A 16,288-nucleotide genomic window follows, 5' to 3' on the forward strand; every position below is an offset into this window, starting at 1 on the left:
TGATTTTTTCCTGCCTGATGATTGGCTTACTGTTTGTTCCGGAAGTTGTTTACGCCGCAGTAGGCATAGATGCCATTACCGTAACCAGCAACCCTAAAGGTGGCGAAACCTATACGGTTACCATCCAGATTTTAGCGTTAATGACCATGCTGACCTTATTGCCGGCATTATTGTTATCGATGACTTCGTTTACGCGCATCATGATCGTACTGGGCTTGCTGCGCCAAGCCATAGGTGCGGCGCAAGCGCCAAGCAATCAAGTTTTGCTGGGCTTGTCTCTGTTTTTGACCATTTTTATCATGATGCCGGTTCTGGAGAAAGTGAATGAAACTGCTGTCCAGCCCTACATGGAAGAAAAAATCGATGCAGTGACTGCCTTGCAAAATGCCTCCGAGCCATTCAAGCAGTTCATGCTCAAGCAAACCCGCGAGTCGGATTTGGATACCTTTGTGCGCATCTCTGGCCGTGAGCAAATTGACAAACCGGAAGATGTGCCGTTTTCCTTGTTGGTGCCGGCTTATGTGACTAGCGAATTGAAAACCGCGTTTCAGATAGGATTTCTGATTTTTCTGCCGTTCCTGGTCATCGATCTGGTGGTAGCCAGCGTATTGATGTCCATGGGTATGATGATGCTGTCGCCGATGATCGTCTCATTGCCGTTCAAGATTATGTTGTTTGTGTTGGCGGATGGTTGGACCATGGTGATGGAAATGCTGGCAGCCAGCTTTTACGTATAGGCCAAGCCGATGATGACACCGGAAACCATCTCGGCAATTGCCCAGGACACCGTATTGATTTCCCTGAAATTAATGGGGCCCATTCTGATTGCCTCCTTGGTTGTGGGTTTGCTGGTGTCAATGTTCCAGGCGGCGACTTCGATTCAAGAACAGACTCTGACCTTTATCCCTAAATTGGCAACTATTATCGCCGTGTTGATGATAGCCGGCCCCGGCATGTTGCAAATGCTCATCGATTATTTCCAAGATCTGATGCGCGATATTCCTACGCTAATAGGATGAACTTCGGCGAAGACGAGCTACTGAGGTATCTTGCTTCGTTTGTCTGGCCATTCTTTCGCATCAGTTCCATGTTCATCACCGTGCCGGTTTTTAGCGTCAAAGCGGTGCCGGCCAAAGTAAGATTAATCACTAGCCTGTTGATTACCTGGGTCATTATGCCAACCTTGCCAGCAATGCCGGATATTGAGATGTTTGGCTACCAAGGGTTTATGGTGACGATACAGCAGGTCGCTTTGGGCCTGACCACGGGCTTCATCCTGCAAATGGTGTTTTCGATTATGTTGTTTGCCGGACAGACTATCGCTTACAGCATGGGCCTGGGCTTTGCCTCTATGGTCGATCCGGCAACGGGTGTGCAGGTGCCGGTGATTGCCCAATTATTTGTGATTAGCGGCAGCTTGCTGTTTCTAGCGGTAGATGGGCATTTATTGCTGATCGAGATGCTGGCGCAAAGCTTCCATACTTTGCCGGTCGGCAGTATCGGTATGGATAAGAGCGATTTGTGGCGAGTAATCAGTTGGAGCAGTCTGATATTTGCTGACGGCCTGCTACTGGCCATGCCGGTGATGGCGACCTTGTTATTCGTCAACATCAGTTTCGGCGTGGCGTCAAAAGCGGCGCCGCAGTTACAGATATTCGGTGTCGGCTTCCCGATCACCATCATGCTGGGTATGGGCTTAATCTGGATTGGCCTGCCGACCATGCTGGAAGGCTTTAGCGATATGCTGCACAACGGCTTCGCGCTGGTCGGTGCATTGTTGAGGTTGCAATAAATGGCAGAAGATTCCGGTCAAGATAAAACCGAAGACCCCACCGGCAAGCGACTTGCCGATTCGCGTAAAAAAGGTCAGGTTCCCCGTTCCAAAGAACTCAACACTTTTATAACGTTGATTACCAGTTCGGCGCTGTTTTTCTATTTCGGGCAAGGCATGTGGCGCAGCATGCTGGAGATGATGAAGCATCCCTTGCAGTTGTCGCGGGAGGCTGTGTTCGATCCGGCGACCCCGTTGATTTATCTGAAGGCGGCGTTTGCCGAAGGTTTGTGGGTAATTCTGCCGTTTTTGGTGGTATTGGTGGTTGCCGATTTGGCGGCGGCGATGATGTTGGGTGGTTGGAATTTTACCAGCGAAGCCTTCGAAATAAAGTTTTCCAAGCTGAATCCGCTGACTGGGATAAAAAAAATCATCGGAATTCAGGGTTTGGTCGAACTGGTCAAGGCCATCATCAAAACCATACTGGTTGCGATTGTCTCCTGGAATTTATTCAAACTGTACTTCGACGATTTCATGGGCTTGAGCCGCTTGCCCCTCGATCAAGCCATCCATCATGTCGGCGATATTATTTCCTTCTGTTTAGTGATTCTGAGCGCTACCTTTTTGCTGTTGGTAATGCTGGATGCGCCCTATCAATTGTGGAATCACCAGCGCCAATTGAAAATGACCAAGCAGGAGGTTCGCGATGAAGCCAAGGATCAAGAGGGTAATCCGGAAGTTAAAGGCAAAATCCGCCGCATGCAGATGGAGGCCGCGCAACGGCGGATGATGGATGCTGTGCCTAGTGCCGACGTCATCGTCACCAATCCTACCCATTTCGCGGTAGCCTTAAAATACGATCAGAGCGGCAATGGCGCACCTTTGCTGGTTGCCAAAGGGACCGATTTGGTTGCCGCGCAGATCCGCCAGCTGGCAATGGCCTCGCAAGTGCCCTTGGTCGCAGCGCCTTCGCTGGCCAGAGCTTTGTATTATTCAACCGACCTGAATCAGGAAATACCGCGCGGCTTATTCTTGGCCGTCGCCCAAGTATTGGCCTACGTTTTTCAATTACGGGCTTCGACGCAATATGGCTGGAACAAACCGGTTCCGCCCACCGACGTGCAAGTACCCGACGACTTTAAGCAATAGCCCGGTATCAAGCTGAATTATGGATTTTACGAAAATACTCAACGCACTTAAGGCGCTGACCGGCTTGGGTTTGGGCGCGCCACTATTGATTGTGATGTTGCTGGCGTTGTTGATTCTGCCGCTACCGCCGTTTGTGCTGGATCTGTTTTTTACCTTCAATATCGCATTCTCGCTGATCATCTTGCTGGTGGTGATATACACCCTCAAGCCGCTGGAGTTTGCCTCATTTCCTACCGTTATTCTGGTCGCGACCTTGTTGCGGCTGTCCTTGAACGTGGCTTCCACCCGGGTGGTGTTGATTCGCGGGCATGAGGGCGGGGATGCCGCCGGCAAAGTGATAGAAGCCTTCGGTTCATTCGTCATCGGCGGTAATTTTGCGGTGGGTATCGTCGTGTTTGCGATTTTGGTGGTCATCAATTTTATGGTGGTGACCAAGGGTGCCGGACGGGTCGCGGAAGTGAGCGCCCGTTTTACCTTGGATGCGATGCCGGGCAAGCAGATGGCTATCGACGCCGATTTGAATTCCGGCTTGATCAATCAGGACGAAGCGCGCGCACGCCGCGAAGAAGTGGCTGCCGAAGCCGATTTTTACGGTTCGATGGATGGTGCCAGTAAATTCGTACGCGGCGATGCGGTAGCCGGCATCATCATTTTGTTCGTGAATATGATAGGCGGTTTAGCCATAGGCGTGGGTCAGCACGGCATGAGCTTTGCCGACGCCGCCAATATTTATGTGTTGCTTACCATCGGTGACGGTTTGGTGGCGCAGATTCCATCGTTGCTGTTGTCGGTGGCCGCTGCGATGGTGGTGACGCGGGTTCGTGGCAGCAAGCAGGACATCGGCAAGCAGTTGAGTTCACAGCTGTTCGAAGATCCCCGTACCTTGCTGGTGACTGCGGCGGTGATGGGTATCCTGGGTATCATTCCTGGCATGCCGAATCTGGTGTTCATCCTGTTAGCGCTGACATTGGTCGGTGGCGCCTATTTGATCGACAGACGCCGCAAGTTGGAGGAAGAAAAAGCCCTGGAAATGGAGCGTATCGTTTCGCCGCAGCAACTAGCCAAGACCGAGATCAAGGAATTGGGCTGGGACGATGTGATGCCGGTCGATGCGATAGGTCTGGAGGTGGGGTATCGCCTGATACCGTTGGTGGATAGGAATCAGGGCGGGCAACTGATGATGCGCATCAAGGGGGTGCGCAAGAAGTTATCTCAGGAGCTGGGCTTTCTAATTCCCTCCGTACATATTCGGGACAATCTGGATTTGTCGCCCACCGAATACCGGATTTCCTTGATGGGGGTGAGCGTCGGCGAAGCCAATATTATGCCCGAGAAAGAAATGGCGATTAATCCCGGTCGGGTGTTCGGCACTTTGCAAGGCACACCTTGTAAGGATCCTGCGTTTGGCTTGGATGCGATCTGGATCGATGCCAATCAAAAAGATCAGGCGCAAACTCTGGGCTACACGGTCGTCGATCCCAGCACCGTGGTGGCCACGCATCTCAGCCATATTCTGCAAAGCAATGCACACGAATTGTTTGGGTACGAGGAGGCGCAGCAGTTGCTGGATAATTTGTCCAAAGTGGCGCCGAAGTTGGTCGAGGATCTGGTACCGAAAACCTTACCCTTGGGTATTTTGGTCAAGGTTCTGCAAAATCTCCTGCAAGAGCGGGTTTCGATTCGCGATTTACGAACCATCGCCGAAACTTTGGCGGAGTACGGGGTGAAGAGTCAAGATCCGGACATCTTGACCTCCGCGGTACGGGCAGCCTTGGGGCGCTCAATTGTCCATGAAATCAATGGTGTACAGACGGAAATCCCGGTTATTACCCTTGATCCAGGATTGGAACAGATATTGCATAGGTCATTGCAGGCGGCGGGCGAAGGTGGTGCCGGTTTAGAACCGGGTCTAGCCGAGCAGATGCATAAATCCCTGGAGGAAAGTGCGCAGAGGATGGAAATGGAAGGACAGACCGCAGTGTTGTTGGTGTCTTCTTATATCCGCCCCTGGTTGGCTCGCTTCGTTCGTCATTCGATATCCGGCTTACATGTGCTGGCCTATAATGAAATCCCGCAAGATCGTCAGATCAGGGTGGTTTCCACAGTGGGACAGCGAGGACAATAAAACAGAGGTTGCGCGATGAAAATTAAACGCTTTTTTGCAGCAGACATACGGCAGGCCATGCGCATGGTCAAAGAAGAATTGGGCGCCGATGCAGTGATTATGTCCAACCGTTCGGTGGATGGCGGCGTGGAAATCGTGGCGGCCCGCGACTTTGACGAGCAGGTCATTCATAAAAATCTCAAGCAACGCGAAGATGAAAAATCGCCGCCTAATGAAGTTAAAAAAGTCGATTTGCCTGATCTCGAAGTGGAAAAGAAATCGCTGCATGTTTTAAGCAGCACCAGAAAACGCGGCGCGGAAGGCAGCATCCCGGAAAATCCGATTCGTCGCAACCTGGATCAATACGTGGGTTATGCCGAAAAACTCCAGGTTGGCCATAACAACGCGCAGAAAATCTCCGAAAAAGTTCGCCAAGTCGAAAAACCAGCGTGGGCGAATGCCGATCCAAAATTAAAACCGTTAACCGAGCCGCGTCCGGTTCAAGCGCACAATGGCGATAAATTCATCGACGAAATGCGTGCGGAAATGAAAGAGCTGCGGACCATGTTGGATAGCAAGCTATCGAATATCGTCATGCAAATGCCGCAACACGGACTACCTTTACACGACGATTTGCGCGACCGGATGCTGGAGTGCGGCTTCTCGAAAAATCTGGCGGGCAAGATAGCCAATCGGCTAGGTAGTCACAAACAATTTGATTTGGCCATCGGTAAAGCCCAGGAAATGTTGGCCAGACTGGTGCCGATAGCCGATGACAACTTGCTGGATCAAGGCGGTATCGCCGCATTGGTTGGTTCGACCGGCGTGGGTAAAACCACGACAGTCGCCAAGCTGGCCGCGCAGTTTATTTTAAAACACGGCTCCCGGCAGATTGCGTTGATCACCACTGACAATTATCGGATTGGTGCTCACGAGCAAATCAACACTTACGGCAGAATCCTGGATGTGCCGGTCAGAGTCGCGGGTGATGCGGAAGAATTGCGTCGGCATATCAATAGTTTTTCCGACAAGCGCCTGATCTTGATAGACACCGCCGGTATGAGCCAACGCGACATGCGCTTGGTCGAACAATTGAAAACCTTGCAACACGGCGATTTGCCTATACGCTCATATTTGGTGATGTCCGCAACCACTCAATACAAGGCAATACTGGAAATTATGGACGCGTTCCGGTTACTCGAACCACAAGCGACTATACTAACCAAGTTTGATGAGGCAGTTAGCAAAGGCACCGCGTTGTCGGCGATTATCGAGCGGCGCATGCCATTGTCATTTATCACTGACGGTCAGCAGGTTCCGGAAGATATTTACTTACCCGATGCTGATGCTTTGATTCAACAGTGTATGGAAAGTGTCGATCAAGACCATGGCGACGACGTGAATGTTGAAGACTGGCTGGCGGAAAGCCATGCATAAGTCATTCGATCAGGCAGCTGGAATTAGACAAATGAGACATATGAAACCGGTGCGAGTAATCGCGGTAACAAGTGGCAAGGGTGGGGTTGGCAAAACCAATCTTTCCGTGAATATTGGCGTAGCGCTGTCCAAAATGGGTCGGCGGGTGGCGATACTCGACGCCGATATGGGCTTGGCTAATGTCGATATTTTGCTGGGCATGTTTCCCGAATTCAATTTGTCGCATGTATTGAGCGGCGAAAAAAGTTTGAAAGACATCATGATGACCGGGCCCTCCGGGCTGAAAATCATTCCGGCGTCGTCAGGTATTCAGCGGATGTCCGATTTGTCGAGTATCGAGCAAGCCGGCGTGATAAGGGCTTTTAGCGAAATCGACCGAGAATTGGACGTGTTAATCGTCGATACCGCAGCCGGTATTTCGGCAAGTGTGGTGAATTTTGCTCGCGCCTGCCAGGAAATCATCGTGGTGGTTTGTGACGAACCCACCTCGTTGGCCGATGCTTATGCTTATATCAAGCTGTTGAATAGAGATTACGGGCTCAATAGCTTCCACATCATTACGAATATGGTGCAGTCAGCAGAGCATGGACAGGCCTTGTTCAATAAGCTGAGTAAAGTGACGGACCGCTATTTGGATGTGGCCTTGCAGTTTGTCGGCGCGGTACCGCAGGACGAATATTTGAAAAAGTCGGTGCAAAAGCAAACGCCGGTGGTGGAAGCATTCCCGCAAAGTAAGGCGGCGCTGGCCATCAAGAATTTGGCTCGAAAAATCGACAGCTGGCCTATCAAGCCTAAAGCCGGCGGCTACCTGGAGTTTTTTGTCGAACGGATGATTCAGTACAGCGCGAAAGAGGATGTTGCATGAGTGGAGCGGCAATGTATGCTGCCGTGCAGGCTGGAAATGTTGATGCCTTAGTCATTCAACATGCGCCGCTCGTAAAACGCATTGCCTACCACTTGATGGGCCGGCTGCCCGACACCGTGCAGCTGGATGATTTGATTCAATCCGGCATGCTGGGTTTGCTGGAAGCGCTGAAACATTATGATGCCGGTCAAGGGGCCAGCTTCGATACTTACGCCGGTATCCGGATTCGCGGGGCTATGCTAGACGAATTGCGTCGTTCGGATTGGACGCCGCGCTCGGTGCATAAGAAAGCCCGAATGGTGGCGGAGGCGATACGCGAGGTTGAGAATCAGCTGGGGCGGGACGCCAAGGATACCGAAGTAGCCGGGCATATGGGCATAGGCCTGAATGAATATCACCATATTTTGCAGGATGCGGTGTCTTGCAAAACCTTTAGCGTCGAAGAATTGGTGCAAGGCGAAGACAGCGTCATTGACGATGTACACGGCAATCAGCAGCCGGAAGATGTGCTGATCCAGCAGAATTTTCAAAAAGCCCTGGCCAAGGCCATCTCGGAATTACCGGAGCGGGAGCGCTTGGTTATATCGCTCTATTACGACGAAGAGCTGAATTTGCGTGAGATAGGCAAAGTGCTCGATGTCAGCGAATCGCGGGTTAGCCAAATTTGTAGTCAGGCGATGTTGCGCTTACGCGCTAGACTTGCGGATTGGGTGGAAGGGAAAGATAATGAAAAGTGCAGCTAATGTGTGGTTATTGCAGGAATTTTTCGCAATTATTGGTCACAAATTAGCGGTTTCTTAACAATAAAGTAATCTGGGTGGAGATTATCCTTGGATAAAAATATGCGTATTCTGGTTGTCGATGACTTTTCGACAATGCGGAGAATAGTAAAAAACCTGTTGAAAGATCTGGGTTTTACCAACACCGTGGAAGCGGACGACGGTAAAACGGCACTGCCTATTCTGGAAAAAGGCGGTATCGATTTTTTGATCACCGATTGGAATATGCCCGGCATGACCGGTATAGATTTGTTGAAGGCCGTTAGGTCTACTCCCAGTTTGGCCAACCTGCCGGTGTTGATGGTCACAGCCGAAGCCAAGCGCGAGCAAATCATTATGGCTGCGCAGGCCGGTGTAAATGGGTATGTCATCAAGCCTTTTACTGCTGCTACGCTCAAAGAGAAAATCGAAAAGATTTTTGAACGCATCGACGGCTGAAGCACAGGGAGATTAAGATGAATACTGACCTGCTGAGTTTGGCCCGAGATTTGGTCGCAGCATTAGAAAAGTGCGACGAAGCGGCTGCCGACGAAATTCTCGATCAAGTAGCCGGATTAAGAGAAACACAATTGTTTAAAGAAATTGGCCGCCTAACTCGCCAATTGCACGACACCATGGTTAGTTTTTCCGTCGATTCTAAAATAGCGGCCATGGCTGAGCACGATATTCCGGACGCCAAGGAGCGTCTGCATTATGTGATCGCGATGACGGAACAAGCCGCAGATCAGACGCTAACCGCCGTTGAAGAGTTAATGCCGGTATCCGATGAGCTAAACGGGCAGGTTAAACAATTGTCGGCGCAATGGAATCGCTTTTTGGATCGGGAAATGCCGTTCGACGAGTTTAAGGCCATGAGCGCCGACCTCAGTCAGTATTTTGAGCAGTCGCAAGTGTCGCTGGAGAAAATCCAGGCGGGGTTAAGCGACATATTGATGGCTCAAGGGTTTCAAGATATTACCGGGCAGATTATCCGCCGGGTTATCGATTTGGTGCAGGACCTTGAAGGCAGTATGGTTAATCTGATCAAAATTTCCAGTCGCAAAATTACTCCAAGCAGCGGGGCAGCGTTGCAGCCCGAAGTGCCCGGACCGGTTGTACCCGGAGTAGATGACAGAGCCGGCGATGTCGCCACCAGTCAGGTTGATGTTGATGATTTACTGTCTAGTCTAGGTTTCTGAGGAAAACAACATGGCGATCGATCTGGACGACGAAATATTGCAGGACTTTCTGGTCGAGGCTGGAGAGATTCTCGATTCATTGGGTGAACAGCTGGTGGAGCTGGAGCAATCACCTGGCGATCTTGATCTTCTCAACTCGATATTTCGTGGGTTCCACACGATAAAAGGTGGCGCCGGTTTTCTGGCTATTAGCGCTTTGGTCGATGTTTGTCATAACGCCGAAGACGTTTTTAACGTACTCAGGCAGGGGGACCGCCAAGTCACGCCGGATTTGATGGACGTGATTTTGCAAGTTGTGGACATCGTCAACGAGATGTTCGGGCAAGTCCGTTCAGGCAATACGCCAAAATCGGCCGATCAAGGTCTTTTGAAACGCTTGAAAGCTTACGCGGGGCCGGCCGAAGCTGCTCCTGCTGAGGTTGCTGTAGAAACGGTCTCATTCAATCAAGCGCCGGAGTCTCATCAACTATCCCCCCAAGAATCTGCGGCGCAAGATTATGACGCAATGCTCGACCCAGAGGAATTACTAGCCAGCGAATCCGCGACCGAGGATGCCGACGAGATTACCGAACAGGAATTTGAGGATTTGCTGGATGCTTTGCATGGTAAAGGGGGGGCTCCTACGGTACACATAGCGCCGCAATCGGCACCATCTGCGGCGGATGACGAAATCAGTGAAGACGAGTTTGAAAATCTGCTCGACGAATTGCATGGCAAAGGCAAGTTTTCGGTAAAAACCGAGCCGTCTGTGCCCACCAGTGATTCGGGCGATATTACCGATGAGGAGTTCGATAAGGTCCTTGATGCTTTGCACGGCAAAGGTAAGTTCGATGCTGCCAATTTGGGCAAGATTGATGAGCCGGCTGCGGGTGAAAAAGAGGTGCCAATTAAAAATGTAGAGTTGCCTGTCGAGAAACCATTCGTGGCGGCTAAACCTGAGCCGGTCGCGAAACCGTCCGTCGATGTGGAACCGGAAAATAGCTTAGGCAAAGTAGCGCCGGTAGTTGATTCGGTTTCCGACAAGAGTAAAGCCGCAACACCGCAAGCCGATACCACCGTCAGGGTAGATACCCAGATTTTGGACGATATTATGAACATGGTCGGCGAGCTGGTTCTGGTGCGTAACCGTTTCCAGACGCTTAAAGCCAATGCCGAAGCCGGTGAGCAGTTGTCCAAAGCGATATCCAATTTGGACGTGGTGACCGCCGATTTGCAATTGGCGGTCATGAAAACCCGGATGCAGCCAATCAAAAAAGTCTTTGGGCGTTTTCCGCGTGTGGTACGCGATTTGGCTAGAAGTCTGAAAAAAGAAATCAGGCTGGAGTTGGTGGGTGAAGAAACCGATCTCGACAAAAATTTGGTCGAGGCCCTGGCGGATCCTTTGGTGCATTTGGTCAGAAACGCGGTAGATCACGGTATCGAATCACCGGATGAGCGCGAAGCCAACGGCAAACCTCGGGAAGGAGTGGTGATATTGAAAGCCTCCCAGGAGGGTGATCATATCCAGTTGTCCATCAAAGACGACGGCAAGGGTATGAACCCCGACATACTACGCGCCAAAGTAGTGGAAAAAGGCTTGATGGATGAAGAAAGCGCCGCCCGTCTTGACGATAAGGAATGTTACAACCTGATTTTTCTGCCCGGCTTTTCCACCAAAACCGAAATTTCCGACGTATCCGGTCGTGGTGTCGGTATGGATGTAGTGAAGACGCGTATCGCGCAAATGAACGGCGTGGTGGAAATCGATTCGGTGGAAGGCAAGGGCAGCACCATTCTCATCAAGGTGCCGTTGACTTTGGCTATCATGCCGACCCTTATGGTGAAGCTGCGCGGACAGGCTTTCGCGTTGCCTTTGGCCAGCGTCCTGGAAATACTCGATCTGGATTTGAGTAAAACCAATAAGGTAGATGGTCAATTGGTGGTAATGGTCAGAAATAAAGCCTTACCACTGTTTTATTTAAGCGAATGGCTGGTGAGAGGCTCCTATTACGCCGGTGAAACACAACCCACCAATCACGTGGTGGTGGTGAATGCGGGCGGTAGGCACATTGGTTTTGTGGTCGATCAACTGATCGGACAAGAAGAAGTGGTGATTAAAGCCCTTGGCGCCAAGTTACATGGATTGGAAGGACTGGCGGGAGCAACCATTACCGGTGACGGCAAGATAGCGCTGATACTCGATGTACCTGGTCTGATGAAGAAGTATGCGATGTGACGCGGCAATATGACCATTCGGGTGCTGATCGTCGACGACTCCAGTTTTATCTGTAAAAGAATTCGGGAAATTTTAGAAGAGGATCAAGAGTTTAAAGTGATAGGCGTCGCTCACGACGGTCGCGAAGCCATAGAGCTTGCGGCAAGTCTGCAACCGGATGTTATAACCATGGACGTGGAGATGCCGATCATGGATGGTATCACGGCAGTCAAAAAAATCATGGGCACTCGGCCCTGTCCGATTCTGATGTTTTCGGCAATGACGCAAGTCGGCGCCCAAGCCACTCTGGATGCGTTAAACGCCGGCGCTATCGACTTTTTGCCCAAGCAGTTGGAAGACATTGATGCTAATCGTGAAACGGCCCGCTACTTGCTGAGGTATCGGGTGAGGATGGTGGCTTCTCAGGCTACTAGAATGTCTTCCCCGCGACCTATGCCGCGCGCGGGCCTAGAAGAACATCAGAGCTCAACCCCCGAAATCCCCATAGTTAAGCCGATACGCGCTGTGTCTGCGTGGCCCAAGACTGCAACTAGCGGCAAAATCGAGCTTTTGGTGGTTGCCGCCTCGACCGGCGGGCCGGTCGCCATGCAATATGTGCTGAGCAAAATTCCGGCTGAGTGTTCGATACCCATATTGCTGGTGCAACACATGCCGCCTAATTTCACCAAAAGTTTTGCCGAACGCTTGAATTTGCTTTGCAGTATTAGTGTCAGGGAAGCGCGGGATGGTGACGTATTACAGCCGGGTACCGCATTGTTGGGGCCAGGTGCAATGCAGATGCAAGTTAAGCAAGTAGCCGGTGAGCGGCGGATTGTGTTGAGGGCCAAGCAAAGCGGGGAAATTTATAGTCCCTGCGTCGATATTACTTTTGACTCGCTTGCCGATGTGTTCGCCGGGCATGTGTTGGCAGTGGTGTTGACGGGCATGGGGGCTGACGGCAAGGCTGGTGCTATGAAATTAAGGCAGCGCGGCGCGCAAATCTGGGCGCAGGACGAGGCGACAAGTACTATCTACGGCATGCCGAAAGCCATCGCAGAAGCTGGTCTGGCGGATCATATTTATTCTCTGGAAGAGATTGCCAACCAATTTAAAAAATTACATTGATGGATATTCTCAGTATTTTGGGTGTGTTGATAGGCTTTGCCGCGATTATCGGCGGTAACCTAATGGGGGAGGAGAACTCGGGTCCCTGATCAATTTTCATGCCTTTATTATTGTGGTGGGTGGTACGCTGGGCGCCACGCTACTGCAATTTCCACCCAAGGTATTTCTGCGCAGTTTACGTATTTTGAGTTGGATTTTTGTGCCGCAAAATTTACAACTTAAAAAGCAAATCGACAAGATTGTGCGCTGGAGCTCTCTGGCCCGTAAGGAAGGCTTGCTGGGGTTGGAATCCGTTATCGAAACCGAAAAAGACAGTTTTGCCAAAAAAGGTTTGCAGTTGTTGGTCGATGGTAACGAGCCGGAGGTGATACGGGATTGCCTTGAGGTTGAGCTAACGACAAAGGAGCATTTGGACACCCAGGCGGCCAGGGTTTTCGAGGCGATGGGTGGGTATGCGCCGACGATCGGTATTATCGGCGCGGTAATAGGCTTGATTCATGTGATGCAGAACCTAGCCAAGCCGGAGTTGTTGGGTAGCGGCATCGCGACAGCCTTCGTGGCGACTATTTACGGTGTCGGCTTAGCCAATCTATTGTTTATTCCTATAGCCAATAAGCTGAAGAGTCTGATTTTCGAAGCATCGCAAGCCAGGGAAATGGTGATAGAAGGCATTTCGTCGATAGCCGAGGGAGAAAACCCGCGAAATATCGAATTGAAATTGTCCGGTTTTTTATTGGAAAAATAAGGGAGGCGTTATGAGTCGGCGCAGACGTAGACCATTGCAACAGGCCGATAATCATGATCGCTGGATGGTGTCTTACGCGGATTTTGTAACCTTGCTATTTGCCTTTTTTGTGGTGATGTATTCGATTTCCTCGGTTAATAAGGGTAAATACGAAACTTTCTCCGAATCGCTGGACCAGGCACTGTTCCATAACGAGAAGATTCAAAAAGAAGCCGAGCCGATTCAGATCGGTGTGATTCCTACCACGATCCAGCCCATCGAGCTGCCTAATCTGGCTACGGCCGAGGAGCGTGAGTTAAGCGAGGAGATTTTGCAGGAAAAGCAGCGGCTTAGCGAAGTCTCCGAGCAGTTTCAAGGTGCTTTGCAGCCTTATGTCGAAAGCAAGCTCGTCGGCATTAAAAAGCACGATTTCTGGGTGGAATTGGAAATGAACAGCGAATTGCTGTTTGCCAGCGGTAAAGCCGAGCTGTCGACTAAGGCTATCCCGGTGCTGGAAAAAGTCGCGCAAGTGATAAGAGATGTACCTAATGTGATAAACGTGGAGGGCTACACGGATAACGTGCCGATTTCTACCGGCTTTTATCCGTCTAATTGGGACTTATCCTCGGCCAGGGCGACCAGCGTGGTCAAAGAATTGGTAAAAAACAATATTCCGGCGACACGATTATCGGCGGTGGGCTATGGAGAATTCCATCCGATCGCCGATAACAAAGACGAAGAAGGGCGCTTTAAGAATCGGCGAGTTGTATTGGTGCTGATGTCGCAAGCCTTCGCTCGTTACGGCATGACTGATGACGAACGCGCGAAAGTGTTGAATTTGGCGCCGTCGCAGCCCAGCTTGCCACCTGAAACCGCAGTTGAAAAGACGCCGGAAACGCCGGCTCAGTTATGAAAATATGGTCAGTTTCCAATCAAAAAGGCGGCGTCGGTAAAACGACTACCGTGGTGACGCTGGGTGGCTTGTTGTCATCCTGGGGGTTTCGGACTTTGTTGGTCGATTTGGACCCGCACGGTTCGCTGACTAGCTATTTCAAGATGAACCCGGACGAGATCGAGTTAGGCGTTTACAATTTATTTCTCGACGCCAGCGAGAAAAAGAAAAACATCGATCCCCAGGTCTATATCGCCAAAACCGACTTTGACGGTATTGATGTCTTGCCCGCGTCGACGGCTATCGCCACTTTGGATAGGCAGGTTGCCGCAATCGGCGGCATGGGCTTGGTAGTTGCTACCGCATTAAACAAAGTGGCAGACCAATACGATTACGTGATCATCGATAGTCCGCCGATGTTGGGAGTATTGATGATCAATGCGCTGGCGGCCTGCGATCATTTAATTATTCCGGTTTTAGCCGAATTCCTGGCCTTAAAAGGCCTGGATCGAATGGTGCATACCATAAAAATGGTTTTTCATTCCCGGAAAACGCCGCCTAAATTCACTATCGTGCCGACCATGTTCGACAAACGCACCAAGGCGGCTCGCGACAGCTTAGCGGCCTTACATCAGCAGTACCCTGACAATGCCTGGAGTTCGGTCGTGCCGGTGGATACTAAAGTGCGGGATGCCAGTCAGTCGGGTATCCCGTTGCCTCTATATGACAAAAGCGCGCGTGCGGCCGAAGCCTATGCCGAATTGTTGGAACTGTTATTGCTTGATAAGAGTCCAGACAAAAACTTGGCGCCACATAAATGACTCAGGCAAAACCACCTCCCAGTATCGTTCATCAACAGTTAGCGCTTGATGTTTACTTGCAGACACTGTTGGATGAGGTGCCCGAGGCCGAGGAAACTATTAGCGTAAAACCGGCGATAGCGCTGGAACAGCTTGTCGTTGAGGAGCCTGTCAAGTTGCCGAATCCCGTTCCAGTCGTGGTCAGCACTCCAAAAGCAAGCGCTAAAGCACTGGTCAGGGCCAGACAACCCAAGCTTGTAGAGCCGGAAATCCCGGCTAAACTACAGGCACTGTCTATAATGCCGGATTGGTCGCAGTACGAGTTTCAGGCTTTGTTTTTTAAGGTTGATAAGCTGATATTGGCAACGCCGCTGATCGAGTTGTCGAGAACGATAAAAATCGACCGCAAACCCACGAAAATTCCCGGACAACCCTCTTGGTTCTTGGGTTTGCTGGACGAGCATGATAGCCGTATCGGCGTGCTTGATACTCGTCAGTTGATTTTCGGCAAAAGCCGAGGCTTGCAGCCTGATAGTGAAGAATATCCGTTCGAGCGCATTTTAATAACCCAGGATAAAAAATGGGGTTTGGTGTGTGATGAAATTCTCTCCATCGGCAAAGTGAAACCCGATGGGGTCAGATGGCGAACGGCCAGACAAAAAAAACCATGGTTAATCGGCACGGTAATAGACGAGTTGACAGCGATTATCGACGTTAAACAGTTGGTACCGCACAGAAAAAATAGTTAAACAGCATCTGGATACAGCAAAATGAGCGAAGATAAAAAACAAGGCGACCCTATCATGCAGTGGGTTACTTTTTGTCTAGGCGACGAAAAGTACGGCATCAATGTCATGCAAGTCCAAGAGGTGTTGCGTATTACCGAGATTGCCCCGGTGCCCGGCGCGCCGTCCTACGTATTGGGTATTATCAATTTGCGCGGTAATGTGGTCACCGTCATCGATACGCGTAACCGTTTCGGCTTGCCCTCCAAAGACACCGACGATGCGTCGCGGGTGGTGATCATCGAAACCGACCGGCATATCATCGGCATTTTGGTTGATAGCGTCGCAGAAGTCGTGGAAATGCGCGCTTCCGAGATTGAGACCGCGCCTAATGTGGGCAACGAAGAAAGCTCAAAATACATTCAAGGCGTTACCAGTCGCGACAATCATTTGTTAATTCTGGTAGATTTGAATAAATTCCTCAGCGACGACGAAAAAGCAGAGCTGGATATGTTTTGATTGCCTAACTAGGCATGCGAGGTGCA

Annotated in this window: 17 protein-coding genes; all 17 read left to right on the forward strand. The window is 50.8% G+C overall.

Annotated elements, in window-relative coordinates:
- Positions 1-17 precede the first annotated feature (17 nt).
- The 17 genes from fliP (at position 18) to EBB_RS05755 (ending at position 16,262) form a co-directional block, all read left to right on the forward strand.
- Positions 18-737, forward strand: coding sequence for a flagellar type III secretion system pore protein FliP (gene fliP / locus EBB_RS05675; RefSeq protein WP_371741547.1), 720 nt, complete (start codon positions 18-20; stop codon positions 735-737).
- Positions 738-746: 9 nt separating this feature from the next.
- Positions 747-1,019, forward strand: coding sequence for a flagellar biosynthesis protein FliQ (gene fliQ / locus EBB_RS05680; RefSeq protein ID WP_020483676.1), 273 nt, complete (start codon positions 747-749; stop codon positions 1,017-1,019).
- Positions 1,016-1,792 (forward strand): flagellar biosynthetic protein FliR, encoded by a 777-nt coding sequence (gene fliR / locus EBB_RS05685; RefSeq protein WP_192392833.1) that lies wholly within the window; start codon positions 1,016-1,018, stop codon positions 1,790-1,792. Before fliQ ends, fliR begins: the two co-directional genes overlap by 4 nt.
- Positions 1,793-2,920 carry a flagellar biosynthesis protein FlhB gene (gene flhB / locus EBB_RS05690; RefSeq protein WP_192392834.1) on the forward strand — a complete coding sequence of 376 codons (1,128 nt, stop codon included), beginning with the start codon at positions 1,793-1,795 and terminating at the stop codon, positions 2,918-2,920.
- 19 nt (positions 2,921-2,939) lie between these two features.
- Positions 2,940-5,045: a flagellar biosynthesis protein FlhA gene (gene flhA, locus EBB_RS05695; RefSeq protein ID WP_192392835.1), complete on the forward strand. Its 2,106-nt coding sequence runs from the start codon at positions 2,940-2,942 to the stop codon at positions 5,043-5,045.
- A 15-nt stretch (positions 5,046-5,060) separates the two neighbouring features.
- On the forward strand, positions 5,061-6,461 hold the full coding sequence (gene flhF / locus EBB_RS05700; protein ID WP_192392836.1) for a flagellar biosynthesis GTPase FlhF: 1,401 nt from the start codon (positions 5,061-5,063) through the stop codon (positions 6,459-6,461).
- Positions 6,462-6,492: 31 nt separating this feature from the next.
- The gene (locus EBB_RS05705; protein WP_223146802.1) at positions 6,493-7,326 is read left to right on the forward strand and encodes a MinD/ParA family protein; all 834 of its coding nucleotides are present in this window, start codon (positions 6,493-6,495) and stop codon (positions 7,324-7,326) included.
- Positions 7,323-8,069 (forward strand): RNA polymerase sigma factor FliA, encoded by a 747-nt coding sequence (locus EBB_RS05710; protein WP_225587252.1) that lies wholly within the window; start codon positions 7,323-7,325, stop codon positions 8,067-8,069. The genes EBB_RS05705 and EBB_RS05710 overlap by 4 nt, the downstream gene beginning before the upstream one ends.
- Positions 8,070-8,168: 99 nt before the next feature.
- A complete protein-coding gene (locus EBB_RS05715; protein ID WP_033193930.1) occupies positions 8,169-8,543 on the forward strand; it encodes a chemotaxis response regulator CheY in 375 nt (124 codons plus the stop codon).
- Between the two features lie 17 nt (positions 8,544-8,560).
- Positions 8,561-9,283, forward strand: coding sequence for a protein phosphatase CheZ (locus EBB_RS05720; RefSeq protein WP_192392837.1), 723 nt, complete (start codon positions 8,561-8,563; stop codon positions 9,281-9,283).
- A gap of 10 nt (positions 9,284-9,293) precedes the next feature.
- Complete coding sequence (locus EBB_RS05725; RefSeq protein WP_192392838.1) at positions 9,294-11,498, forward strand: chemotaxis protein CheA; 2,205 nt, start codon at positions 9,294-9,296, stop codon at positions 11,496-11,498.
- A gap of 9 nt (positions 11,499-11,507) precedes the next feature.
- Positions 11,508-12,602 carry a protein-glutamate methylesterase/protein-glutamine glutaminase gene (locus tag EBB_RS05730; protein WP_192392839.1) on the forward strand — a complete coding sequence of 365 codons (1,095 nt, stop codon included), beginning with the start codon at positions 11,508-11,510 and terminating at the stop codon, positions 12,600-12,602.
- Between the two features lie 115 nt (positions 12,603-12,717).
- Entirely contained in the window at positions 12,718-13,347 is a 630-nt protein-coding gene (locus EBB_RS05735) for a flagellar motor protein (protein ID WP_229427541.1), read from the forward strand.
- A gap of 10 nt (positions 13,348-13,357) precedes the next feature.
- Positions 13,358-14,239, forward strand: a complete 882-nt coding sequence (motD, locus tag EBB_RS05740; RefSeq protein ID WP_192392840.1) for a flagellar motor protein MotD — start codon at positions 13,358-13,360, stop codon at positions 14,237-14,239.
- Positions 14,236-15,039 (forward strand): ParA family protein, encoded by an 804-nt coding sequence (locus EBB_RS05745; protein ID WP_192392841.1) that lies wholly within the window; start codon positions 14,236-14,238, stop codon positions 15,037-15,039. The genes motD and EBB_RS05745 overlap by 4 nt, the downstream gene beginning before the upstream one ends.
- On the forward strand, positions 15,036-15,767 hold the full coding sequence (locus EBB_RS05750; RefSeq protein WP_192392842.1) for a chemotaxis protein CheW: 732 nt from the start codon (positions 15,036-15,038) through the stop codon (positions 15,765-15,767). Before EBB_RS05745 ends, EBB_RS05750 begins: the two co-directional genes overlap by 4 nt.
- Before the next feature lie 21 nt (positions 15,768-15,788).
- On the forward strand, positions 15,789-16,262 hold the full coding sequence (locus tag EBB_RS05755) for a chemotaxis protein CheW (RefSeq protein ID WP_020483661.1): 474 nt from the start codon (positions 15,789-15,791) through the stop codon (positions 16,260-16,262).
- Positions 16,263-16,288: the final 26 nt, after the last annotated feature.

The sequence above is a fragment of the Methylomonas fluvii genome, assembly GCF_014850975.1.
GTDB classification, from domain to species: Bacteria; Pseudomonadota; Gammaproteobacteria; order Methylococcales; family Methylomonadaceae; genus Methylomonas; species Methylomonas fluvii.

Excerpts from the sequence above, each read along its gene's own strand:
- fliQ (WP_020483676.1), top strand. The coding sequence starts at position 747 with ATGATGACACCGGAAACCATCTCGGCAATTGCCCAGGACACCGTATTG.
- EBB_RS05715 (WP_033193930.1), top strand. The coding sequence starts at position 8,169 with ATGCGTATTCTGGTTGTCGATGACTTTTCGACAATGCGGAGAATAGTA.
- EBB_RS05730 (WP_192392839.1), top strand. The coding sequence starts at position 11,508 with ATGACCATTCGGGTGCTGATCGTCGACGACTCCAGTTTTATCTGTAAA.
- fliP (WP_371741547.1), top strand. The coding sequence starts at position 18 with ATGATTGGCTTACTGTTTGTTCCGGAAGTTGTTTACGCCGCAGTAGGC.
- flhB (WP_192392834.1), top strand. The coding sequence starts at position 1,793 with ATGGCAGAAGATTCCGGTCAAGATAAAACCGAAGACCCCACCGGCAAG.
- fliR (WP_192392833.1), top strand. The coding sequence starts at position 1,016 with ATGAACTTCGGCGAAGACGAGCTACTGAGGTATCTTGCTTCGTTTGTC.
- flhF (WP_192392836.1), top strand. The coding sequence starts at position 5,061 with ATGAAAATTAAACGCTTTTTTGCAGCAGACATACGGCAGGCCATGCGC.
- EBB_RS05720 (WP_192392837.1), top strand. The coding sequence starts at position 8,561 with ATGAATACTGACCTGCTGAGTTTGGCCCGAGATTTGGTCGCAGCATTA.
- flhA (WP_192392835.1), top strand. The coding sequence starts at position 2,940 with ATGGATTTTACGAAAATACTCAACGCACTTAAGGCGCTGACCGGCTTG.
- EBB_RS05725 (WP_192392838.1), top strand. The coding sequence starts at position 9,294 with ATGGCGATCGATCTGGACGACGAAATATTGCAGGACTTTCTGGTCGAG.
- motD (WP_192392840.1), top strand. The coding sequence starts at position 13,358 with ATGAGTCGGCGCAGACGTAGACCATTGCAACAGGCCGATAATCATGAT.
- EBB_RS05705 (WP_223146802.1), top strand. The coding sequence starts at position 6,493 with ATGAGACATATGAAACCGGTGCGAGTAATCGCGGTAACAAGTGGCAAG.
- EBB_RS05750 (WP_192392842.1), top strand. The coding sequence starts at position 15,036 with ATGACTCAGGCAAAACCACCTCCCAGTATCGTTCATCAACAGTTAGCG.
- EBB_RS05755 (WP_020483661.1), top strand. The coding sequence starts at position 15,789 with ATGAGCGAAGATAAAAAACAAGGCGACCCTATCATGCAGTGGGTTACT.
- EBB_RS05710 (WP_225587252.1), top strand. The coding sequence starts at position 7,323 with ATGAGTGGAGCGGCAATGTATGCTGCCGTGCAGGCTGGAAATGTTGAT.
- EBB_RS05745 (WP_192392841.1), top strand. The coding sequence starts at position 14,236 with ATGAAAATATGGTCAGTTTCCAATCAAAAAGGCGGCGTCGGTAAAACG.